Source organism: Desulfobulbaceae bacterium, assembly GCA_015231515.1.
Taxonomy (GTDB): domain Bacteria; phylum Desulfobacterota; class Desulfobulbia; order Desulfobulbales; family VMSU01; genus JADGBM01.
This window is the reverse complement of record JADGBM010000006.1, coordinates 31,910-54,657: the sequence shown is the minus strand read 5'-3', so window position 1 is coordinate 54,657 and position 22,748 is coordinate 31,910. Positions and strand designations below refer to the sequence as shown.

20 protein-coding genes and 1 pseudogene are annotated in these 22,748 nt (G+C 42.8%); 6 read left to right on the top strand and 15 right to left on the bottom strand.

Going from position 1 to position 22,748, the window contains the following annotated elements; all coding sequences use genetic code 11:
* Positions 1–111: 111 nt before the first annotated feature.
* From HQK80_02245 to HQK80_02220, 6 genes are all read right to left on the bottom strand, one after another.
* Entirely contained in the window at positions 112–420 is a 309-nt protein-coding gene (locus HQK80_02245) for a hypothetical protein (protein MBF0221040.1), read from the bottom strand.
* 155 nt (positions 421–575) lie between these two features.
* Positions 576–3,746 carry a DEAD/DEAH box helicase family protein gene (locus HQK80_02240; GenBank protein MBF0221039.1) on the bottom strand — a complete coding sequence of 1,057 codons (3,171 nt, stop codon included), beginning with the start codon at positions 3,744–3,746 and terminating at the stop codon, positions 576–578.
* Complete coding sequence (locus HQK80_02235) at positions 3,736–4,320, bottom strand: class I SAM-dependent methyltransferase (GenBank protein ID MBF0221038.1); 585 nt, start codon at positions 4,318–4,320, stop codon at positions 3,736–3,738. The genes HQK80_02240 and HQK80_02235 overlap by 11 nt, the downstream gene beginning before the upstream one ends.
* A 93-nt stretch (positions 4,321–4,413) precedes the next feature.
* On the bottom strand, positions 4,414–5,292 hold the full coding sequence (locus HQK80_02230) for an HNH endonuclease (GenBank protein ID MBF0221037.1): 879 nt from the start codon (positions 5,290–5,292) through the stop codon (positions 4,414–4,416).
* Between the two features lie 36 nt (positions 5,293–5,328).
* The gene (locus HQK80_02225; protein MBF0221036.1) at positions 5,329–6,129 is read right to left on the bottom strand and encodes a phosphoadenosine phosphosulfate reductase family protein; all 801 of its coding nucleotides are present in this window, start codon (positions 6,127–6,129) and stop codon (positions 5,329–5,331) included.
* A gap of 77 nt (positions 6,130–6,206) precedes the next feature.
* Positions 6,207–6,365, bottom strand: a complete 159-nt coding sequence (locus HQK80_02220; protein ID MBF0221035.1) for a DUF4007 family protein — start codon at positions 6,363–6,365, stop codon at positions 6,207–6,209.
* 871 nt (positions 6,366–7,236) lie between these two features.
* Between HQK80_02220 and HQK80_02215 the strand changes: the two genes are divergently transcribed.
* The 4 genes from HQK80_02215 to HQK80_02200 all read left to right on the top strand — a co-directional run bounded on the left by HQK80_02215 (position 7,237) and on the right by HQK80_02200 (position 8,643).
* A complete protein-coding gene (locus tag HQK80_02215; protein ID MBF0221034.1) occupies positions 7,237–7,473 on the top strand; it encodes a hypothetical protein in 237 nt (78 codons plus the stop codon).
* Entirely contained in the window at positions 7,470–7,883 is a 414-nt protein-coding gene (locus HQK80_02210; protein MBF0221033.1) for a type II toxin-antitoxin system VapC family toxin, read from the top strand. Before HQK80_02215 ends, HQK80_02210 begins: the two co-directional genes overlap by 4 nt.
* 179 nt (positions 7,884–8,062) lie before the next feature.
* Positions 8,063–8,320 (top strand): type II toxin-antitoxin system Phd/YefM family antitoxin, encoded by a 258-nt coding sequence (locus HQK80_02205; GenBank protein ID MBF0221032.1) that lies wholly within the window; start codon positions 8,063–8,065, stop codon positions 8,318–8,320.
* Entirely contained in the window at positions 8,308–8,643 is a 336-nt protein-coding gene (locus tag HQK80_02200; GenBank protein ID MBF0221031.1) for a type II toxin-antitoxin system RelE/ParE family toxin, read from the top strand. The genes HQK80_02205 and HQK80_02200 overlap by 13 nt, the downstream gene beginning before the upstream one ends.
* A gap of 679 nt (positions 8,644–9,322) precedes the next feature.
* On the opposite strand, the gene HQK80_02195 is transcribed toward HQK80_02200, so the two are convergent.
* Together HQK80_02195 and HQK80_02190 are read right to left on the bottom strand one after the other, a co-directional pair.
* Positions 9,323–9,595, bottom strand: a complete 273-nt coding sequence (locus tag HQK80_02195) for a type II toxin-antitoxin system RelE/ParE family toxin (GenBank protein ID MBF0221030.1) — start codon at positions 9,593–9,595, stop codon at positions 9,323–9,325.
* Complete coding sequence (locus HQK80_02190; GenBank protein MBF0221029.1) at positions 9,579–9,803, bottom strand: TraY domain-containing protein; 225 nt, start codon at positions 9,801–9,803, stop codon at positions 9,579–9,581. The genes HQK80_02195 and HQK80_02190 overlap by 17 nt, the downstream gene beginning before the upstream one ends.
* A gap of 86 nt (positions 9,804–9,889) precedes the next feature.
* Between HQK80_02190 and HQK80_02185 the strand changes: the two are divergent.
* Positions 9,890–10,178: pseudogene (locus HQK80_02185) on the top strand (HigA family addiction module antidote protein).
* A 79-nt stretch (positions 10,179–10,257) separates the two neighbouring features.
* On the opposite strand, the gene HQK80_02180 reads toward HQK80_02185, so the two are convergent.
* The 7 genes from HQK80_02180 to HQK80_02150 form a co-directional block, all read right to left on the bottom strand.
* Positions 10,258–10,689 carry a putative toxin-antitoxin system toxin component, PIN family gene (locus tag HQK80_02180; GenBank protein ID MBF0221028.1) on the bottom strand — a complete coding sequence of 144 codons (432 nt, stop codon included), beginning with the start codon at positions 10,687–10,689 and terminating at the stop codon, positions 10,258–10,260.
* Positions 10,686–10,973 (bottom strand): type II toxin-antitoxin system Phd/YefM family antitoxin, encoded by a 288-nt coding sequence (locus HQK80_02175; GenBank protein ID MBF0221027.1) that lies wholly within the window; start codon positions 10,971–10,973, stop codon positions 10,686–10,688. The genes HQK80_02180 and HQK80_02175 overlap by 4 nt, the downstream gene beginning before the upstream one ends.
* Before the next feature lie 170 nt (positions 10,974–11,143).
* The gene (locus HQK80_02170; protein ID MBF0221026.1) at positions 11,144–13,399 is read right to left on the bottom strand and encodes a GNAT family N-acetyltransferase; all 2,256 of its coding nucleotides are present in this window, start codon (positions 13,397–13,399) and stop codon (positions 11,144–11,146) included.
* A 2-nt stretch (positions 13,400–13,401) separates the two neighbouring features.
* Positions 13,402–14,421, bottom strand: a complete 1,020-nt coding sequence (locus HQK80_02165; GenBank protein ID MBF0221025.1) for an ATP-grasp domain-containing protein — start codon at positions 14,419–14,421, stop codon at positions 13,402–13,404.
* Positions 14,418–15,404: a D-alanine--D-alanine ligase gene (locus tag HQK80_02160; protein MBF0221024.1), complete on the bottom strand. Its 987-nt coding sequence runs from the start codon at positions 15,402–15,404 to the stop codon at positions 14,418–14,420. Before HQK80_02160 ends, HQK80_02165 begins: the two co-directional genes overlap by 4 nt.
* Before the next feature lie 70 nt (positions 15,405–15,474).
* On the bottom strand, positions 15,475–16,749 hold the full coding sequence (locus tag HQK80_02155; GenBank protein ID MBF0221023.1) for a KamA family radical SAM protein: 1,275 nt from the start codon (positions 16,747–16,749) through the stop codon (positions 15,475–15,477).
* A gap of 210 nt (positions 16,750–16,959) precedes the next feature.
* Complete coding sequence (locus HQK80_02150) at positions 16,960–19,629, bottom strand: pentapeptide repeat-containing protein (GenBank protein MBF0221022.1); 2,670 nt, start codon at positions 19,627–19,629, stop codon at positions 16,960–16,962.
* A 323-nt stretch (positions 19,630–19,952) separates the two neighbouring features.
* Here HQK80_02150 and HQK80_02145 point away from each other — a divergent pair, with 323 nt between their 5' ends.
* Positions 19,953–22,748: a penicillin-binding protein gene (locus HQK80_02145; protein MBF0221021.1), complete on the top strand. Its 2,796-nt coding sequence runs from the start codon at positions 19,953–19,955 to the stop codon at positions 22,746–22,748.

Sequence of the window (22,748 nt, the reverse complement as noted above, 5' to 3'; positions counted from 1 at the left end):
TGAAACATGACAATATAAGGGGTAACCAGCGTAATATTTGATCCATTTTTCCATCGCTTGATTAACAAATTATTTCCTGATTAGCACCACAACTTGTCTCGTATAAAGACATTATAATGTAAACTTACCTTTACGAAAAAATGTCGGCACATCAATGTACTCATCATATGACAATTCAATATTCTTATATACTTTTTGACGCTCTCTGATTGTAATTCCGAACACCTCCATGTTGGTATCTTCAATCACTGATTGCACTTCTTCATTGCTCGCAAGTTCTATCGATACACCAGCATCAATAAAACCATTGATATAATCGTCGCGACCCTCGGGTGTAGATCCTTTTTCTCGCAATTGAAGATAGGTGTCTTCCATAATTTCTTTAAGGTGCTGTAAATATTTCAACTTTAGATTTGGCATACTAGCCCTTTTAAGAGGTTTATTTATTACCTGATAATCAAACACAGACATGGTTAGAGCCCGTGGTTCTGACCATTGACAGCAAGCTCTCTGTCATCATTTTATTCTAAAAACACCTAGTCTTTCTGGATAAGCCTGGGCAAACGGCACATTCGTCAACTCACAACCTGTTTTCCGGTTAAAACCTCTACGAAGAAGGCAATAATTTTGAAATCATCAGCTTCATCTATCGGAATAATAATTTGTTGATAGTCGGAGTTTGCCGGTTGCAAAGTAATGTTTTCATGTTGCCAGCCAGTGTGCTGGTCTTCTCTTTTACTCGAATGGTAAGTCTTAACCGTGAAACTAGCGCCAGTATCCTGGTCGGAAATATCTGCTTTCTGGGCCAGCACAATACGTCCATTTCTCGTACCTCCGACTTCAAAAGTAAATAGGCAATATGCACCATCCGGAATAACTGGTTCCATAGATTTCCCATGCACTTGGGCAACAAACATTGGTGTTGAAAGTGCTCGTCTGGTAGTGAGACCTTCCACACTAAACCATGATTCCGGCTCATCTGGAACAGATAAATCACCAAACTCACCAGCCGCAATACTGAGCGGATAAAAAGGAAGTACAGTGGAATACTTTTGTTCTTCAGTTGGCTGGTCGACAAACAATGCCAGGGGTTTTTCTTGCTGGGGTTCAGGTAAAAGAAAGGCATAATCAGACACCGATAGTGATACTTGTAATTTATCAAAATAATTACGCAGATCTTGCACCATCTGCTCAATAATTTTCTGATGATGACCAGGTGTAAGATTGTTAATAAGCACAGGATCCATGGCCAGATAATTCAAATCCTTACAATGATAAAAGAAGCGTTTTCTCTCAAACTTCTCAAAAGGATTTTCAAGAAGACTACGTTTAAGTAAGGTCAAATCATCTACATATTCCAAGCGGTTGTAGGGGCATGATTCCCGCTCATTTTTACTGTTACTGGCAAGAAGGTTCTGATAAAATTGTTGATAGAGTTCAAGCAAGTCTGGCAGGAATGCCTCATAGCGTTCATTGCGTATTTTAAAAAAACTAAGCAGGAATATTATCTTATATGAAAATGTGTAATCCCGACTTTCAAGAAACTCAAGAAAATCTGTTACCCTTGTTTCGGCATTGTGTTCCCGCAATCCCTCTTGTTTGCGTATCTTTGGTACCTGTATGGGGTCAAAAAAATGAAGGTTCCTCCGCCCGAAGGGGTATTGCACATCGGAAAAAATTCTTCTTTTGCGGAGCCACTGCCGAACTGTCCCAGTGGAAACGAAGAGTTCTCTCGCCAACTGCTCTTCATTCAGAAAAGAACCATACATCTCCTCGAAACTGAAAATATCAACTGGCTCAATCCGCCGCTCACCCTCATAAAGGCCATCAAGAATGGTAATCTCTTCGGTGCGGCTTTGCGACCCTGGTTCAATCAAGTTCGTGAATGGCTGATAATTGGGAACTTTTAGCAGTGAATGCAAAGACATAGGGTGAAGTTTGGCCCCATAATTATCAACAACATCGATAACATAAAGAGCCTCCTTGTCTTTATAATTACGAAGACCACGTCCAAGTTGCTGCGAATAAAGCACTTTCGAAAAAGTTGGCCGTGCCATGACCAGAATAGAAGTTTGCGGTGCATCCCATCCTTCGGTAAGGAGGTCGCAAGCGCAGAGAAAACGGATCAAACCTTCATCATAGGCTTTTTGCGCCTTGGCCGCATTTTTTCTATCTCTGCCATCAACAGCACCGGCTGTTATACCTTGATTTCTTAAAAGATCCGCCATCCTTCTAGCGTGTTTTATATCAACGCAAAAAATAACTCCCTGCTTGCACGAAAATTCACCACCAAAATATCGGGTCAAGAGATCGGCAATAAGTTGGTCCCGCGAAGGAACCAGTAGGGTTCTTTGCAAATCATTTTTAACAAATTCACGACCATTGAATCGAACTTCAGAGAGATCAATATTGGACTTGGCTCTATAACATCGAACAGGAGGCACAAGTTGTTGGCAGATAGCTTCCTCTAGTGAAAGTTGAGGTTCATACTCACCGAATATCTCTTCAAGACTTTGCTGATCAAAACGCTCTGGAGTTGCAGTGACACCAAGAAGATGGGTAGGGCTGAAATGTGCAAGGATACTTCGCAGGCCTTGGGCCGCTGCATGATGAGCTTCATCAACGACAATATAGTCAAAGCGGTCTGCCGCAATTTTATAGTAATGACGATGAAGATAGGCTGTTGTTTGCACGAAAAAGTCGGCCGTATTTTCATCTAGAAGATTAATGGAGATGCTATTTTGGAAATGATAAGGTAGTCGGAGTTTGAACCTGGCAAGAGTCTGCTTCCGTAATTCCCTGGTAGGAACAATGACCAGTGCTTTCAAATCGGGAGCAATTTTTTTTAATCGAACCAAATCTTCAATAAATATTTCTGTTTTTCCTGTTCCTGTCGGCAGAACAAGTAAAAATGTATTCCGTCCTTCTTCTCTGGCATCACTCAATTGTTCCAGCGCTTGTTGCTGATGATCTTTTAAAGAAAAAGCTTGTGTAGAGTGACTTAAAGTCTGTACAGAGCGACTTAGTTTAAAAATTGACTTATCGAGGAAAGGCCCGGAATGCCCCATGAATCTTGAAAGCTCTAGGATAAATCGTTCGCGATCCCGCATACCGTGTAAAGACCAGCGAAAAACTTTGAAGCCATCAGCAACCAGAGAATTTTGTTTAAATAGCTGAGATCGGTACCGCTGTGGACCAATTACTGCCGGGTGATGAAAACTTTCGCCATTAAGCTCAATAGCAAATTTTGCTGACAGAGCAAACAGGGCATAGTCGACATAGCGGATAACACCTTTAAAATCGACATAAGAAAATTCACGGTGTAAAGCCATTCGATCCCGATCACCAAAGGCATCCAAAAAACAATCTTCAAAGGTAGCTTCTGGTAGCGTCGGATCGGGTTCCTGCTCTGTCCGGTTGCCACCAAAGCGTCTAATTAGTTCTGGATCACTCTCGCCCTCAAGAAACATAGTGATCTCTCGTTGAAGGTCAGTAACTGGGCTGTCCTGATCATAGAGAAATCGAAAGACCTGGCCATGAGTAGTCATCAACTCATTCTGTCGGCTGGTATAAGCTACATAAGGATAGTCGGAAAGTTCACAGATAACAGTGTCAAGAACAAGGCAGATGTCATCATCTTTCATGTGAAAAGTGCAGCCTGAATTCTCCTGATTAATTTGCTCAAAACCAAGATCAAAAAGCCAATAATGCAGATCATCCAGGCAACAATGCGATTCACGGCCCATTATTCAGCCTCAACACGTACCCAAGCCAAATATCATTTGATCGTAATTTTGAAACCTGCTTGGAAAAATCTAGGACTTGAATGTTGTGTGCCGCAAAAATTTTCTCAATTTCCTTTCTCGACCATAAAGTAAAAACACGACCGTCATCTGCACAGGAAAAGCCACGGCCTTCTTTCAGAGTGATGAGCAGCAAGCCATCTGGGGCAAGGGCCAGACAGGTTGACTTAAGTATGAGGGGGAGAGTCTCTTTGGGAAGGTGTACCAAGGAACCCACAAAAACAAGGGCGGAAAATCGAAGAGCAGAAAAATCATAGTGGCAAAAATCACCTTCTATTACGGGACAGTTGGCATGTTCGCGTGCCAGGCTAGCAAGTTTTGGGGCCAGTTCAAAACCGGTTGGAGTATAACCACGACTGGCAAGCCACAGAAGATCACGGCCAGAGCCACAACCAACATCAAGTATTGTTGCCGGTGGCCGCAGCCGGTCGGCAAGAGGTTGCAGGAAAGCGGAAGGATCAATACCAACAGTTGAATCAAAGTACTGCCGGTAGTTTTCGTCATAAAAGTTACTCAAAGGTGAAGCCTTATAATGGATAGTTTAGTTCTGGCGTCACGTCAACACGTCAACAGTACAGGTGGGTTTGTAGGCACTGTGCTTATTGATAAGCTATAATAATTCCCTGGAGTATCCTTTGAAAACCTCTGCGGAATGCCATTTGGTAAATTCACTCTTTGGATAAAAAGTTTGACGTTGGGGAAAGTATATTTTTCTGCCATGATAATCCAAAAGCCATTCTTTAAATCCTTGCGCGCCATTAGCCTTGTCGGAAACCAGAATTTCTAAGTTTTCAGACAAGGAAAATGCCCCTCGATCGAATAATTTATGGTGCAGTGCGCATAATGCCAAGCCATTAATTTCTTCGTCAGGCCCACCAGCTTGGTGCCATTTGATATGTGCTGCCTCCAGTGCAATTGGCGTGTGGCCCAATCTGACATCAAAACCGCAGACAGAACAGCGGTATTCATACGCTTGTAAAATTTTGCTCCGGAAATCATAACCTCTTTTCAACTTAACCTGAACATTCAGAGATAGGTCAATGCCAATACTTTGCAATATATCTTCATGAATGGTTGCGGGGAAATGGGCATTCAATATATTTTGGACTATTTGGGGGAATAACTTGGGATTACGGGTTAGCTCTTTTCTGATTTCCTCGGAAAGTGAACCGGTAATATCTCCCTTGATCAGATCACCTTTCCGTGCATCACCACTACTTGTGAGCACAATTTTATCCGCGCCATGTACTTCCCATATCCCATCTTTCTGGAGCCGCCAAAATGGATATTCCGGGTGGTAGTTGACACGGTTTGGACCAAATTCTTCAAGCAACTCCCTAAGTTTTTTATCAACCTCCAGGTACGGTATAGACCGGTGAGGGGTTCGAAGAAACTCACCGAGTGCAAATAATATCAATAAAGGTTTATGGGGTGCTCTCTCCCCATTTCTTTCCCAAATCGCTAATGTGTTAAACTTATCAATCAACAGTCAAATCTCAGATGATTAGAACTCATATGTGGGGGCTCACAACGCGCAAATTAAACACGCTTGGTCCTCAGGGTCATCATCTAACCCATCTTCAATTAGTTTTTGTTGCCAACTTCGATTGTCCTTCAACTGCCTTTTCTTGTCAGCCAATTCAAAAATCTTATCTTTCCTTTCCAATAAATCTTTGAGACACATCCCTTCAACCCAGGTGTACCCTTCTTTAGTTACCGGGTCATATTTTTCAAAAGCCATTGCCTTTTCAAAAAGGTCAGGATGGTGCTTATAAAGGCCAAGCCACTCTTCCTGTCGTTGAAAAAAACAAAAATAACAACCGGAGCGGCTGCGCCATTTGTAATACTCAGGAATTCCAATTGATTCTTCGAGAATCTGGAAAATATCCTTTCTGGTGAGTCCATCTTGAATGAAAGGGAAAACTGGTTTTATATTTGGTTTTGTGCTGATATATCCTTCCCGGTACTCATCAGCTCGTATACCGATGTAACTCACAACTTCATCAGTACCGACAAATTTCTCAAATGGCTCCAATTTCATCTTTACCGTACACCAGCGCTGGCGGGGTGAAGGCAAGAGATTGCCAAGCATGAAAAGATGATGTTCAAAAGGTGCATCGTTACCAATACGAGTTATTTTTTTACCGAGATACATCTCCAGTTTATCGATAAACTCATACGTTTCGGGCAACTCACAGCCGGTATCAGAACAGTAGTATTCCATTTCCGGGATATTGCCTTGTTGTTTGAGGTAAATCGCTAGGGCAGCACTGTCTTTGCCGCCTGAGATGCCAAGCACATGCCGGACTTTTTTTGATTTACACATTTACATTGCCACCATCGCCACACTCTGCCAAGCAATCTCCAATCAGGCTGGCTAACAGGTAAAGCCGAGTGTCTTCATCATCGAATGATCCAGATTGTGGCCTCGTCTTCAAAGCAAGGGTCCCAGCCATTTTCTTTGGAAAAGATTGCTTTGCCGAGTGGGAGAGTTTTTTTCTCGTCCGGGGTAATCACAATAAGTCGAGCAGCTCGGAGCCAATGCCGGATGGCGTTAACCATGTTTTTTATTTTATATACGGCATTTGGCTAAAGTTGACAATCAATATAGGTGCCTCACCCTCAAAGTAATACTGTCATTTCACTAATTAATTTCGCCCTACAAGGTCAATTTTGTTGTCTGACTCCTGCCTTATAGCTTCAGAACGTTAAACCTATTAGCACACGCCTTTGCGAGTTACTAAATTCAAGAGTAATTCATTACCTAGGACAAATATTGTCATAGATATGTTTTTTTTTGGATTAAATTAATTCCTGTATCAAATCATTGCCATTCCACAGGATGACAGCAACGGTTCTCCAGAAAAAACCAAGAAACCCGGCCTTCAACCGGAAGGAGGAAGAACCGGCGTGATTGAAGAATCGAAAAAACCAGGCGATACTCGATACCCCTTTATCGCTTTGAGAATGGGGCATAAAAAACAATTTTTTTATTTATCTACAGCCAGCATTAGACGCAGAGCTTATTGAAATGGCAATCCCTGATAAGCCAAGAAGCAAATTGCAGAAATACCGGTTGACCAAACAAGGACAGAAAGTGTCGAAGCCTAACAATTTGGATTGATATGAGTGCCAACCTCCTGATTTCTTTTTACTCAACTTTCCGTGTTGGCTATTTGTGCATAATAACAATTCCTTATGCGACACCTACCTCTTGATTCCTCCCTTACATGCATATTCTAAAACTTATCTTTCAAGACCTCTGCCCCCAGAGGCACCGGCCCCAACTCCCGTTCCCCGCAAAATCTGTTTGACTTTGCAGTGCCTTTTGGTCTATTCTTTTGTACAGACAGCGGAGATGGCAGCTTGGTCAAATGATGGCTCCTCATCTCTGTTTGCGAAGCAGAGCACACAGACAAACACGGAGCCCGACATGAACATCCAACAACAATTATGCCATGAGATCGAAGCATTACCTCTTGATGCGCAAAAAAAAATATTGAAAATGGTGCATTTTCTGAAAACTGAAATCTTTACGCCAGTCAAAACTAAATCGAAAAAAAAACAGGCAGCCACCCTTGCTGATCTTGATTCGCTGGCACTAGACACCGGCATTACCGACCTCGCCTCGCAGCATGACCATTACCTGTATGGGATACCGAAGCAATGACAAGCGCTACCTTTGTCGATACAGTTGCCTGGCTTGCGCTTGTCAACAAATCTGACAATTTACATAAAGCCGCCTGCGCTGTACGCGATCAACTACTCCAACAAAAAACCAAATTGATTACCACAAATTTTGTCGCTGTCGAAATCGCAAACTCCCTGGCGCGCCCTCCTCTGCGTGATGTTGCCATCAAATTGCTCAACTTCATTCAAACATCTACCGCTGTTGATCTTGTGACGATCACACCTGAACTTTCCGAAATGGCATACAAACTTTACTGCTCCCGTCCTGATAAAGAATGGGGATTGACCGATTGCACCAGCTTTGTAGTAATGAAGTCCATGCGTTTACAGCGTGCCTTTACTGCGGATAGACATTTTGAGCAGGACGGGTTTTTACTTTTATTGAAATGACTTACCTTCCACACCACTCAATTGGAAACAATCGGAACAATTGGAACAATTGGGGACCACGATTTATGCCAAGATTGCCTGGGAAATCGTGGTCTGTCCCCGTTTTACAAGTCTACCGTGTCTGACAACCCGGATAAAAAAACTTGCAAGACTGGAAGTGACAGTATAGTATCACTATTATGAAAATAGAAATTGTTACAACACTAAAACGCCAAGCTACCAAGATATTAGCCGAATTACATGACACCAAAGAACCAGTCTTAATAACTGAGCATGGTAAACCATCTGCATATCTCATTGACGCCAATGACTATGATTTAATGCAAAGGCGCATGCAAATTTTAGAAGGACTATCTCGTGGAGAAAATGCTGTCTTGGAAAAGAGAACATGTGGTCATGATGAGGCAAAAGCAAAATTGAGTAAATGGCTCAAATAATCTGGACAGAGCCTGCTTTAGCTGACCTCAATGACATTGCTGAGTATATTGCTCTTGATAAACTTGGAGCTGCGAAATATTTGGTAAAAAAAGTATTTTCAAGCGTTGAGCGCCTTGAGGATTTTCCTGAATCAGGTCGTGTTCCTCTTGAATTGATGAAATCAAGATACCGTGAAGTCATTGTTGGGCCTTGCCGTATTTTTTATCGCTATACTCAAGACAAAGTCTACATTCTTTATGTTATGCGCAGCGAAAGAAAACTTCGGAAATATCTGCTTGCTGATAGAACGTATAATATCAACGCTCGATCCAGTGACTTGTGACAGAAGAAGGTGAACTAGGGGCACTTCCCACATTCTTGTTGTTAATATGAAAATCGGACGGTACTATCTCGCCCATGATGCGGCAAGTTCATCGGCCCGCGCCTTATTTCCTGCGTTGTGCTCCAAAAAAAGAATATGAAAAGAATATGGGACAGACCAGGTTTTTTACTTGGCGCCGATGTGAAATTGTGGCTTGACAGAAAGCATGCCAAGACGAGCACGCCTTATATATTCCGGAGTTCCTTTTCACATCATTCAGCGAGGCAACAATCGCCAAGCATGTTTTTTTTTGCGGATGACGATTATCTTTTCACATGCTGGTTGTGAACACCCAGGCGAATACCCTTGGTCCAGTTACCGCGCTAACGCTCAAGGAGAAATCTGTAAGGTCACAAAACCTCATACTCTTTACCGGCAGCTGGGTGCAAAAAAGTCAGAAACACAAACAGCCTACAGAGAATTATTTCGATATCAATTGGAGTCTAGTGTGGTAAATAAAATTCGCAAAGCTACTAATGGTAATTTTGTTCTTGGCAATGACCGATTCCAAAAAGAAATTGCACAGGCACTAGGGCGACGAGTGGTACCTGGAGTTGCCCGGAGGCCGCGTAAGCAATAAGTTTGCCTGTAAAAGCGTGGTCTGCCCCCGTTTTATTCCGAGAAAGGCATGAAACATAGATCAATGACCGCCGTAAATTTTACATCGGTGCCCGATCATTAAAACGAGGACAACAACGTCCTCTTCTTGAATTTCGCAGATCAGCCGATAGTCTCCGACTCGATATTTCCAACGACCGGTCAATTCACGTCGCAATGCTGCGCCAAAGCGGCGAGGGTCTTCAATTGTAGAGATTCTCTCTCTCATATATTGAATGATCTCTTTTTGTGTTTGTACGTCAAGCTTGGCTAACTGTTTTTTTGCAGTTTCCGTAACTTTAACCTTCCAGGCCAAGTTCCTTCTCCAACTCGTCAAGAGTGTAAGTTTGCTCAACTCCGCTGTCGACGCGGTTAAGGATTTTAGAGGAAAGATAGGTCGCCTCTAAATCGTCTAAGTGCTCAAGAATAGCCTCCCGCGCGTAAAACGACTTTGAACGGCCGGATTTTTTGGCCAGGCTCTCAAGCCGTTGTTCGATGTCTTTGGGTAAACGTAATGCTAACATGGTTTCTTCCTCCGAATGCTATACATGTATACACAATTATAGTGTTTTAATGATATTTATCAACCAGCAAATCAATAAACTGATTAATATCACGAAATATTTTCGTCAAAAGAGCTCGTTTCCTCCCCTTATATCGCCTTTTTTGTAGTCAAAATGGGGGTTATAAAAAGAGGAAGACTCTATCTAAAATTATCAACTGCCGTGGTGCTGTTACACCTGACATGGCCTTGAGGTTATCTCGTGCTTTCGACACCACCCCTGAGTTATGGCTGAACCTGCAAAAAAAATTATGATCTTTGGCATGCAGCGCATGATTCAAAATCTTGGAAAACCGTAAAACCTATTTTCCATGAAACTATGCCAAATCACATATAGACAAAAGCGAACCATCGCATTGAGCTGAGCGGAAGATGATCGGGATTTTTTTTCTGCACGAGGTCAGGGGTAGGGCCTCTCAATGCAATTGTTCTGTATCTTCCTTTTTCCCTCTATAGTATTTGAGAAAATCGGTGGGAGAAAAAAGCTTCATACCTTGCAAATAACTTTTTGGAAAATGCGCTTTATTACCTGTGCCCAGACAAGATACCTTTCCTGCAATGGCTACTTCTAAAAATGGCTCGTCATCTTGATCAGGTAATGGATTTGGTAATGGTTGGGTTGGATAGACTTGACCAGCATGTTGTATGTAATCAAGCAGTGCGGAAATATGCTCAGGGTCGAACTGAAAGCGGGGACGAAGAAGAACATCTCTATATTCTGCCAAAACCCTCGCATCGTAGCATAAAACAAGTTGCCCCGATGAAACCATCCTTATGATTTCACCACTCGTCCCAAATGGGGTGAGCAGGCCGGAAACCAGAACGTTCGTATCCAAGACGATTTTCATTTTTTTCTCTGTTTTCGAACAGCTATGATTTCTTTGTCAATTTCTTTCATTGTGAGATTGCTAGTGCCTTTGACGGCTGATTTATATTGAAGCGCTGCCACAGCTTCTATGGCGCGAGCCCGTCTAAATGCCGACAATACCTGTTCTAAATTATCTTCATTTATGGAGCTAAGAATTGCGATGGGCCTCCCATTGCTGGTCAGAACCATCTCTTTTTCTTCAGGCAACTCCTTCCATATTTGAGAAGATTTTCCCTTTAAGTCACGCACACTCAGGAATTTCATAAAAAGACCTCCTTTTTGAGTCTCAATAGTATATTCATTTGTATTCTCAACTGGGATGCAAGTCAAGGTGCATAATTATTGTAAAATCATGAGCGAATTCGGACGACTTCAAGTGAAGCATATAGTGAATAAGACAAGAAGCTTATAGAGTAAGCCAAGAACGGAGGATGTTATTTTACCAATTTCTTACAATAGATGACTTTGCCATCATCGGGGCCGTAAAAATCAGCCAATATGGTCTCAAGATGGTAGCCGAATCGTTCATAAAAGGTTCGAGTGGATATATATTGGGGGCGCTGAGAGGTATCAATATAGATCCGCTCACCACCATTTTTTTTAATATTACGCTCTGTGTTCTGCATTAGCTGGTTCCCAACTCCCCTTCCCTGGTAGTCTGGATGAACAGCTATCCAGTAAAGGTCATAACTGTTTTTTGTGCATGGAATTGGGCCATAACAGGTGTATCCAACAACACGCCCATAATGTTCAGCTAACACGAAGAAATAACCGCTGGCATCACCCTTCGACAGCCTCTCCTCCGCGAGTTCTACAGCCAGTTCGACTTCATCGTCATGAAAGAATCCTGTCGAGGCGACGATCTGCTTAAGGCGCTGGCAATCTTCTGCTGCAATTTCATAGCGTAATTTAAGACCATGCAGCTTGTTTTTCTGTTCATGTTTGGAGTTGGCCCATTTACGGACGGCATCACTAAGGCCAGAGAAAAAAGAGCGCGCATTTTTTCCCAATGTTGCCGTACGATAGCCACCTTCCTGAACGACTACGGTGGGCAACCCAAGAGAACCAATCACCTCACCATTAATTCGAAAATCACGAGCTAAAAGATTCCAGGTGCCGGTCGGATCACCCTTGGCAGGATCAAGGCCAAGAGCAACAACCAGAAAAGCTGGATGAAAGGCTTCAATACGATTAAGTGCCTTAACCAGGGCCTTGCGATACCCTTCGCCGTCGAGTTTTTCCGGCAAAGGTAAATTGAGATTAAACCCTTCACCCTCTCCCTCGCCTGTCTCTTCGGCAAAACCAGCAAAATACGGATACGCAAAACTTGGGTGACCGTGCAACGAAATAGTCAGGATATCCGAACGACGGTAAAATATATCCTGCTGTCCGTTGCCATGATGATAATCGATATCGAGAATGGCTACTTTGCCATATTGACTCAAATATTGGGCGGCAACGGCGTTGTTGTTAAAGTAGCAGAATCCACCAAACACACTGTTTTCGGCATGATGCCCCGGAGGCCTTACCAGGGCATAGGCAAGTCTCCTGCCATTAAGAACTTCCTGGGCAGCGGTAAGAGCACAGTCCACAGCTCGGCGGGCCGCCAGGTAGGCATTTTTGTTAATTGGTGTAAAAGTATCGAAACAGTAATACCCGCTGAGAACTGATGGTTCCTTCGGGGGGCGGGTCTTATTTCGAATTGGAAAGATATAGGGATAGAGAGATTTCCCCTCAGGAACCTCATTACAAGCACGCTTAAGGTAGTTAACAAAGTCAGGGGCATGAACTTCGTGGATATGTCTCTCAGGAAAGGCTTGAGGGTTAATTTTACTAAAAAGACCGCTTTTATCGAGCTCAGAGACAATATTTTTTATGCGAACAGGAGATTCGACATACCCTCTATCGCTTATATGATGAATATCGTGCTTATCATTAATGACCAGGGCAATATGTTCAAAGTCCAAAGCATCAACATTATTGACAACGGCATCGGGCTTGACATAGCGAAATTCTCGTAAAGAAACCGGATTTTCCCGGAACCCATCGACCACTTTCGTAACATATTCTGCCGGGCATAACTCTGCATATTTACGTTCCAAAATTGCCCGCACCACCTTACGTGCAAAAGCACGATGTGGTGGTTTCTGCTCTTTTAGTCCGTCATAAACCAGGTACGGCATGCAACTATCACCGGGGTTAACCGGAAGCTCATAGCCAGTATTTATTAATGGCCTTGCCCCATACTGTTCATAAAAACGAAGCCGTGCCCGATTTTCTTTAAGCAGATTTTTATCTGAACATTCCTTTTCATCATCAGGCAGACATTCGAAAAAAAGGCCCTTTACTTTAAGGGCCACTGATTCCTTGCGAATCTGTTCATAAAGAGCGCCGCCCATGCCGGAACCGCCACGTCCGGTTTCCATGGCAATCCAGTCAAGATAAGTGAAACCGATCACGGGCTCATGAAGCAAAAGCGCAAACCCCACAACTTTGCCTTTTCCCTTTTCAGCTACAAAAAGGACTGAGCGAAAACGTTGCTTGAATGGATTCCTGAGTTTCTCGCCGATAGATTCAATTTCCTCTGCGGAGACTGCGTTGAATCGGGAGCGTAGAATATCCTGAACCTGGCCGATACTATCTTGATTACCCGGCAGGATATCATCATAGATACGTCGAATGCGAAACATTGCTATTTTCTCCCTTGTGGAGATGCAACTCCTGCAGATGAAATAATATGACCAACTGCATCATCATAATCGATCCCGGACTGCTGAATAGCTGCCGCAAAACCGGCATCAGGAGAGAGACAGGGGTTAGCGTTGACTTCAAGAATAAACGGCTGACCGTCATGATCGACTCGAAAATCAACTCGAGCATACCCTTTAAGCCCAAAGACATGCCAACACTTTAAAGCAATTTGGGTTAAATTATGTAGCAGATCAACGTCAGTTTCATCAAAATCAAAGCTGCGCACGGTATTACTGTAACCAAAAGAGTCTTCCTGCCACTTGGCCTGATAGTCAACAATACGAATCATCTCTGGAGCGTAGTCCTTAAAAACAATCTCAGCCGGTGATAGAACTCGTACCCCCTCCGTAAAGTTTAACAACGAAAGGTTAAACTCTCGCCCATCAATATATTCTTCCGCAAAACAGCTTCCGCCCAGCGCTGCCGATCGTTTATTCATCTCTGATTTCAAGAAATTTCGAGATTCAGCAACAAGCACTGAATCGGCATCGAGCCCAAGCGAGGCATGTTCCCAGAGAGATTTTATGATCCAAGGCCGTGGCACAAATTGCTTAGACGATTCAGCTAGCGGTGCAAAATGTGAATCAACACCAAGCCACATAGGAGTTGGCAAGGCATTCTGCACCATGATTTCCTTGGCAAGGGTTTTATGTGAACTTAAAAAAATCGCTTCAGCTGAGGAACCTGTGTAAGGAATCCTTAAGGCATCAAGCAGTGCAGGAAAAAGATGAATGAGGCGTCCATGGCCCTCCAGATCCTCTACCAGGTTAAAAACAAGATCCGGTTTTTCTTCAAACAGCCGTTTGCTAATTGTTTCAAGGTTCAGACTGCAAGTAAGAGTAAGGGTTTGGTGACCAAGCGCAACCAGAGCTTTATCAATGGCGTCAGCCTGAACCAGAACATCAGTGGCATCAGGGGCATCTTTACTCTGTATCTGATTATGAACTATTGCAATTTTCACTTAGCAATTCTCTTGCTGGCCGATTCAATGATGTCAGCAATAAGGCTCTTGTAGCTCTTGCCAACTTTAGTACAGATGATCGGCAGATCAGAATGTTCAGGATGAATACCGGCCAGAGGATTAACTTCAATAAATTGAGGTTTACTGTTTGCATCACACCGAATGTCAATCCTGCCTGCATCACGACAACCAAGGGCTTTCCAGGCATCCAGAACAATTTTTTCCGCCCCGGCCACAATAGTATCCGTATCACCGTTGACCAGTCTATATTCAACAAGCTCTTCACAGTTCTCTTTGTTAATGTACGAGTAGACTCCCTGTTCAGCGTGGCTTAAAAGAATTACCTCCATTGAGCCAATAACTCTGGCATTCCGGCCGGTACCAACAACCCCCACTGTAAATTCCCTACCGGAAAGATACGGTTCAATCAAAACAGGTTGATGGTACTGTTTGAGTAAGTTTCTGACTCCGACAGCAAGGTCAGCCCCATTGCGGACAATTGACGAAGGCGTAATACCTTTACCTGTACCCTCGGCAACGGGCTTGATAAAATATGGCGCTTCAAAATGAATCTGCTTGGCGTCATCTTCAGTTGAGGCCACCAAAAAATCGGTAGTTGGTACACCAACGTTACGCAGAACCCCCTTGGTCATCCCCTTGTGCAAGGTCAGGCTCATCACCAACGGATCAGAAAAGGTGTACGGTATACAATAGGCATCCAGGAGTGCTGGAACCTGGGCTTCACGACCAATGCCGTACATGCCTTCAGCGATGTTAAAAACCAGATCCCAGGTTTTGCCCTCAACCAAAGCTTTCGCAAGCTGCTTGATGTGACCGATACGCTCAGTTACATGGCCAAGCTCGGTCAAGGTGCTGTCAACCGCCTGGATGGTCTCGTCACGATCAAACTCGGCGGTCTCATCCTCGCTATATCCCATTGCTAAATATTCAGACCGCAGATCGTAGGTAATTCCAATATTCATTATTCACAACTCCATAAACAGAAACAGCCCGCCAGAAGTGACGAGCTGTTTCGTGAGAAATTTATCAATCTTATTCGCTGACGTCAGGATAGCTGAAACAGCGCTGCTCGTAGTTCTTCAGTATAAGGTTATCTCCTTCATATCCAATTACAGAGTCTGGCATAAGGGCAATCTTCCCTCCACCGCCAGGGGCATCAATAACATAATTAGGCACTGCATAACCACTGGTATTCCCACGTAATCCTTTGATAATCTCCAGACCCTTGGCAACCGGCGTACGAAAGTGTGAAGAACCAGTAATAGGATCACATTGATACAGATAGTACGGACGTACCCGCATTTTCATCAGACCGTGCATCAATTTTTTCATGGTGTCTACATCATCATTGATACCTTTCAGCAGAACAGTCTGAGATCCGAGCGGGATACCGGCATCGGCAAGCATACTACAGGCATGGAGCGTTTCCGGGGTACATTCATCTGGATGCATAAAGTGCAGGCTCATCCATAAAGGGTTATAGCGTTTAAGCATCCGCACCAGCTTAGGAGTGATGCGCTGGGGGAGTACAGCCGGAATTTTGGTGCCGATGCGAATAACCTCAAGATGAGGTATCAGTCGCAATCGTGCCAGAAGCCATTCAAGCTTATCATCATTTAACAGCAGAGGGTCTCCTCCTGAAAGCAGTACATCTCTCACCTCAGGATGCGCAGCTATATATTGGATGGCTTGCTCCAGACGTTTTTGACTGGCATTAATTGAACCATGACCCACCATTCTCGATCGCGTGCAATACCGACAATAAGTAGAACAGAAATCATGCACAAGGAGCAGCACTCTATCAGGATAACGATGAACCAAGCCGTGAACAGGACTCTGGTTATCTTCTCCCAGAGGGTCGTCAGCTTCTCCGGGTCCTTTTTGCATCTCATTAACTGTGGGAATAACGGCGCGCCGAATCGGGTGTGTCAGATCATCGGCCGGAATCAGGCTCATGTAGTATGGTGTCACGGAAAAAGGTAATTTTATCTCACCACCGGAAATTGCCAACTCTTCCTCAGCGCTCAGGGAAAGCATAGTTTTTAGCCGATCAGCCGTGCGAATACGATTGGCAACCTGCCATGTCCAACTGTTCCACTCTTTGGAGCTAATAGTTGGGTAGAATTTATTACGAAATTTCCGGGAAATCTGGTTCTTTCTAACAACAGGTCTTCGATGAAGAGGAAATGGAATGATGGTAGGAGATACTGCAGGGAGAGAATCCTTAAAGATCAAGTTACTGATCAATAGTTCAGATTGTATAGATGGAGGTTCATCAATTTCACTGCTTCCAAGTAACTGTTCCATGGCTGGTTATCCCTATGCTAAAATTTACTAAACGTCTGTCACCTCTGCACACCTGATTTTGTTAAAAATCAACACGTTACCAGGTGTAAAGTCAGGACCACAATTTTTGCTACTTCACAATCTTATATGTACAGGAATAAAAGAAAGCAAGACAAATAATTAACCAGTGAAAATATTTTTGATATGCCTCTTTGACGGACTGAAAGATAGTTATCCCTGAGGCAGTTTACTGCTATTTCGAGCCTGATATTCCTGCTCATTTAAAACCTCAATTTTCTGGGTGCCGATTCTGTTCTCGTCATAATAAAATTCAACATTCCATATCCCGAAAATTTTAGAACTTTCCTGGGGCAACTCATAGGATGTCACCACATGCTGCATATACTTGACCTTGGTTTTTTGTGCATAGATTGAGTTGTCGGGTGAAATCCAGCGAACTTCCACTGGAATTTCCACATTACCAGGCATAAAGTTTATATTAAATAACACGCCTAGAAAAGCCCCAGCCTGGCCAAGGACACCAGAATCACCCTCAGAAAACATCCTGTGCTTGAGCAGGTTGGCCTCAATATCACTCAAGCCCTCGTAATAATTTATAAGTTCAGTATCATTTTTAAATTTCATAAGAACCCGACCATGCTTTTCCACCATAAGATCCCAGATCTTTACCTCACGTTGATCGACTTCTGTAGATCGTTTTGCTGTATCTGATAAATTTTCAGCAAGTTTTTTTTGCCGCTCCGTAATCACTGCGGCTATTTTGCTGTCAAGTCCCTTGGCACTCTCGATATTTCGCGTTTTTCCGCTGTTTTTCACATTATCAAATTTAATCTTTGCTAATACCGCCAGATCAAAATTCGCCCTATTGACATCAGCATCATTTAAATTTGCTGAGGTCAAATCAGCCGAGGTAAGATCGGCGTCAGTTAAACGTGCCCAGCGCAGATCGGCATCTCTCAAATTAGCGTTATCAAGTCGTGCCCCTGTCATATCAGCATTAGTCAAATCGGCATTGCTTAAATCAGCATAGGATAAATTGGCATTACTTAAATCAGCGTTGCGCAGATCGAACCGTGTCAACTTCGCCTCGTTTAAAAATGCATTTTTAAAGTTTTCAACTTTCAGGTTCAGGGAGGTCGTTAGATTGACACCAGTTAAGTTGGCCCATTTCAAATCAGCATTGGTCAAATCAGCATGGGTTAGATCAGCCTTAGTCATATTGGCTTCATTCATATAGGCATAGGTGAGATCCGCTTTCACCAGAATAGCTTCTCGAAGATTAGCATTGGTAAAATTGGCTTTAGTCAAAACAGCGTTACTCAAATTCACTTTATTCAGGTTGGCATTGGTGAAGTTTGCCTTAAGCAAAATTGATTTATCAGTAATTAGAGCGTTCTGCAGGTCAGCCCCGGTCAAATTTGCTTCACTTAAAACGACATTATTCATTTTGGCCCCAGACAATGTGGCACCAGTAAGGTTGACACCGGCCAGATTCGATCCTGACAAATCCACATTTTTCATTGTTACTTCTGTCATATTTGCTTCCGACAGATCGGTGTACTTAACTGTGGCATCCGTAAGATCTGCTTGATGCAAATTGGCTTTTTTTAGAATTGCACGACTTAAATCAGCTTCAACGAGTATGGCTTTGCTTAGATCGGCAAAACTGAGATCGGCCATGGTTAAATCAGCATGAGATAAATCCGTTTTATACAAACTAGCCATGCTTAGATTTGCTTTAGATAATGAAACCGCGCTTAAATTTATGCGAGACAGATCCGTTTTTCTTAGAATCGCCTCTGACAGGTCGGCACCACTCAGATCCACAGTTGACAAGTCAGTGTTGGTAAAATCAGCGCCAATAAGATTGGCCTTATGCAAATGAGTTCTGCTCAAATCAGCGTTAGCAAATTGGGCTTTAAGGCAGTTGGCACTCGTCAAATCGGCCTCAAAAAGTATTGCCGCTAAAAACGATGCCTCCAAAAGATTAGCATCGGTAAAATCTGTCTGGCTCAAATTTGCATTGGAAAAATCAGCCTGCTTTGCATTAACCTTTCGCAGATTCGACTTACTTAAATCAGCCTTAACGAAAACAGCATCGTATAGATTTGCATCACGAAGATCAGAAAGTGAAAGGACAGCACCTGTCAAATCTGCTCCACGCAGATCGGCTTTTCGTAAATCAGAGGTATTAAAAATGGCCCCCCTTAGGTTGGCATCCTGAAAATCGACTCCTCGTAAATCCAATCTAGAAAAATTATAGTTACTTAAATCTCGCCCGCGAAATGATTTTGTCGTCTGCAAGATATTTTCAACTGAAGAGATTCGCTTTAGGTCTGAGGTATCTGCACGTGAGATTGAATCGGCGGGAATTTTACTCGAAGAAATAGTGTTGATATTAGTTGCAAATGGCGTTGAATTTTTCCCACTGATTAAAAGATACCCGCCTACAATTACGACAAGAATAAGACATGATGCAGAGGTTAAGGCCAGCATCCTTTTTTTCAAAAAAAGAACTCCATTAAACGAGGGTAAAACTCTTCTTTTTGGCGGTATTTTGTTATCAACAACAGTCGCTTTTAACTCTGCGACATCGATCATTTTCCAGGCTATTAACACCGAAGTTTTGCAACGAGGGCACTTAACAGTTTTATCTAAAAACTTCGAGACAGCCTTTTTTTTCAAACCACACGTCGGGCAGTCAAATAAGGCTACACCTCGTTTTTCCTTTAGTGCCAAGGTTGAAGATTTATGGTCTGGTTGTCCTTTCTGACCAACGACGACAGGCGCCTTACATTTAGGACACGGCACTGACTTGCCTGCATGCCTCGACTGAACCCCTTGGGTAAATCCACAACTAGAGCAATGAAATTGAATCATAATTGGTTGTCCTGATAATGTAGCTGTTATAAAATCAGAGTGAAAGTATATAATGGTATCAGTTCAATACCATTATATACTTTATTTGTTTTCATCAAACAAATGTCGAACATCATAAATCCTTTACACTATAATCGGCTGATAGCTCAAATTACTTAACCATCTGTAAATTTTCATATTTTTTGCCTTTTTAATAATTTATAGTTACTATTCACTCAACATGCAGGTAGGTATGTCGATTAGTTTGCTGACAGGATGAACCCAATTTTCTTCATATCGTAACAACATTCCACCATCTAACGATGCTTGATTAGCCATATATAATGTCAGAACATAACGACCATAAATCACCTGAACAGCCAGATAATGACCTTAAGAAACAGGCCATAAAGTATAAAGCTTTTCAACATACATTTACCTCTGCTGAAATTGACAAAGGTATCAGTGAGAAAGTCGTACTCAAAAAGCTCAAGGAAAGCCAACACCTGGAATCAAGTTATGAGAACTACCTCAAGAACATAGAAAACAACCCATTAAAAACCGCTATGTTCCCCTGGGACAGTCCTGCTCGGCAGTTTTTATACCTATTTTCCTCGAGACTACCTTCGATTCTGCGCTGGAGTTTTATATGTTTGCTGCTCTTATTTTTTATAAATTTCATCCCTGGACCCACCCAGCATATTGCCGAATTTATTTTTGCCAGGGCTTTCTACGACACTGCCGGAATACCACGCCTGCCGGAAAGTCTTGAAACATACGCACACTCAGCCGAAATAGTTGACGACAACGGGTCAACTATTAAATCGTATGGTAAGCGCAAAGTAACTCAAAGCATACCACCCAATGTAAAAATGGCGCTTCTGGCCTGTGAAGACCATTACCTGCTTCCTCACCCTCAAAATCCCTGGTACATCAACTCCTTTTTTATTCACGCTGGTGTGAGCTGGATCAATCTGTTCGGAGCAGTAAAAGATACCCTCATGGGTGATAAACGTGGCGCCAGCACAATCATTATGCAAAATGCAAAAAAAATACTCGGCAACGAAAATCGTACTATCTCCAATAAACTTGAAGAGATAATTTTCTCGTACATTCTGGTCGCAAAATTCGGCAAGGAGCTGAACCTTGACTTTTATATTAACACCGTTCCAGTTGGCAGTAATATGTATGGGTTTAATTCGGCTGCCGAAAACTATTTCAAAAAAGATCTCGCAGAACTTAACTACCAGCAGCTGGTTACCATTGGCTCTTTTATTCCAAACCACAATCGTCAATTAGCGCTTTATGATATCTGGAAAGGGAAAAGCTTTGCAGATCTTAGCCCAACTCGACTTTTTCATGCAAAAAGTGCAATTGGCAAGATTAATATGGCCCTCAATTACCTTCTTTCATTAAAGGAAATTTCTGCCGAACAACATACATCCTGGCTGATCAGTGATGAAGAGTCCATTCGGCGCATCGGCTTTCGTGATTTCAGATCACCTCTTTATGGTGAAGAAGAGTGGACTTCATGGAATGTAATTCGAGAAGTGACATCAAGGAGTTATATGGTCAGAGGCAGAGAGATCAGCGGTACAAAACTTATACTGGATGAAAAAGGTGACGTCGTTATCGAAACAGGGGTCAACATTGACCTGGTAGAAAAAATTAAAGATATAATCAACCAGTTTATTGAAGACAAAACATTTCGCCAGGCCTTAGAAAGGAAAAACGAAACCCTCTGGAAAAAGGATCTTGAGCTTTACGAACAAAAACGAATTTTACCCCCATACAACAGCTTTGAAGAGTTTATGACATACCTCTATAAGAATCTCAACATTGGCGTTATCATTACTAACCAGAAAGGTCGATTCCTTGCCTATATTGGCGGCAAGGAGTTCTTGAAAGGTTCCCGTGATTCGGTTGATGATGTTCAGCCAGATCCAGAATCCAAATCAGACTCTAATCATGCGGTTATTATCGACCTGATGGATAAAAAAGCAACAATTCCCCCTTCCTCGACTATCAAACCGATTATCGCCTACTATACAATGCTGGCAGGCAACGCGACCCTGCAAAGTATGTTTCAAGACAAACCTCTTGAGTACAAGTATGTCGAAAGGGAAGAGAAAAAGATATGGCTACCCCGAAACTGGTACCCATATGATGGCAAGGGACAAAACAACAACCGTTATTTAGGCAGGAATTACTCTCTCCTTGAGGCCCAGGTACTTTCCGTTAACACTATATTTGCTCGCTTATACACGAAACCAACAATTCGCAGTGCCATGCTTTCCGGTTTCGATCGTATCAATCTTGAGTATGACCACGAAAATGCAAAATACTGGCCGTTCGGCATTGGGGCAGATGAAGTACCGGTTCAGCAATGGCTTGGTGTCTACAACGCTTTTTACGATGGCTATTACCGCCACCCCTCCTTTGTAAAGCGGATCAGGGTTAATAATGAAGTTATCTTTGACGCTGACAGCGAGGAGAGAAAGAATGAGATCCTCCTCTTTGACTCAAAAAAAGAACGTGAAAACGAGATGCAGGCTTTGTATGAAGTCTGTAATCGTGGTTCCGGTGCCAGCATGAAAAGTCAGTTCAAATACCATAAAAACCTTGTTTCTGGTAAAACCGGAACAGCCCCAAATGGCAGAACTTCCTTATTTGTAAGTCATTTCAATCCCTACCTTAACCGTGCTAAGCACGCCGACCAGAATATTTCAATGATTGTAATCGTGACAACCAATACCGGGGGCTATAAAAGCGTTGGCGATTCGACCCAGGGTCCAACCCAGATTGCAGGCAAGATTTATGACTACCTATTTAACAGCGAGCTTCAAAAAATGATGGATACTCAAGTTGACAGGGCCAAACGGGACAACGCTCACTTCAGAAATAATCATATTTATTGGGCCAACGTTAACACCTATATGGACACCCTGCTCAATAAAAAATGTGGGAATGAACCTATTTATAATTTTATCGAGGGCGTTGACAGTTACCAGGAGGCCTTAGAACAGATTTTAAATCCCAACATTCAGATTTACACAGGTAAAAATGATATGTTTGACAAGCTTGTCGAATATTATTGTGATGAGAAAAAACTGATTCGAATGAACTCATTAGGCCAATAA

Coding starts and splice junctions, on each gene's coding strand:
- HQK80_02240 (MBF0221039.1), bottom strand. CDS start 3,746: ATGGGCCGTGAATCGCATTGTTGCCTGGATGATCTGCATTATTGGCTT.
- HQK80_02150 (MBF0221022.1), bottom strand. CDS start 19,629: ATGATTCAATTTCATTGCTCTAGTTGTGGATTTACCCAAGGGGTTCAG.
- HQK80_02155 (MBF0221023.1), bottom strand. CDS start 16,749: ATGGAACAGTTACTTGGAAGCAGTGAAATTGATGAACCTCCATCTATA.
- HQK80_02200 (MBF0221031.1), top strand. CDS start 8,308: ATGGCTCAAATAATCTGGACAGAGCCTGCTTTAGCTGACCTCAATGAC.
- HQK80_02245 (MBF0221040.1), bottom strand. CDS start 420: ATGCCAAATCTAAAGTTGAAATATTTACAGCACCTTAAAGAAATTATG.
- HQK80_02145 (MBF0221021.1), top strand. CDS start 19,953: ATGTCAGAACATAACGACCATAAATCACCTGAACAGCCAGATAATGAC.
- HQK80_02170 (MBF0221026.1), bottom strand. CDS start 13,399: ATGTTTCGCATTCGACGTATCTATGATGATATCCTGCCGGGTAATCAA.
- HQK80_02160 (MBF0221024.1), bottom strand. CDS start 15,404: ATGAATATTGGAATTACCTACGATCTGCGGTCTGAATATTTAGCAATG.
- HQK80_02220 (MBF0221035.1), bottom strand. CDS start 6,365: ATGGTTAACGCCATCCGGCATTGGCTCCGAGCTGCTCGACTTATTGTG.
- HQK80_02180 (MBF0221028.1), bottom strand. CDS start 10,689: ATGAAAATCGTCTTGGATACGAACGTTCTGGTTTCCGGCCTGCTCACC.
- HQK80_02190 (MBF0221029.1), bottom strand. CDS start 9,803: ATGTTAGCATTACGTTTACCCAAAGACATCGAACAACGGCTTGAGAGC.
- HQK80_02175 (MBF0221027.1), bottom strand. CDS start 10,973: ATGAAATTCCTGAGTGTGCGTGACTTAAAGGGAAAATCTTCTCAAATA.
- HQK80_02225 (MBF0221036.1), bottom strand. CDS start 6,129: ATGTGTAAATCAAAAAAAGTCCGGCATGTGCTTGGCATCTCAGGCGGC.
- HQK80_02205 (MBF0221032.1), top strand. CDS start 8,063: ATGAAAATAGAAATTGTTACAACACTAAAACGCCAAGCTACCAAGATA.
- HQK80_02215 (MBF0221034.1), top strand. CDS start 7,237: ATGAACATCCAACAACAATTATGCCATGAGATCGAAGCATTACCTCTT.
- HQK80_02210 (MBF0221033.1), top strand. CDS start 7,470: ATGACAAGCGCTACCTTTGTCGATACAGTTGCCTGGCTTGCGCTTGTC.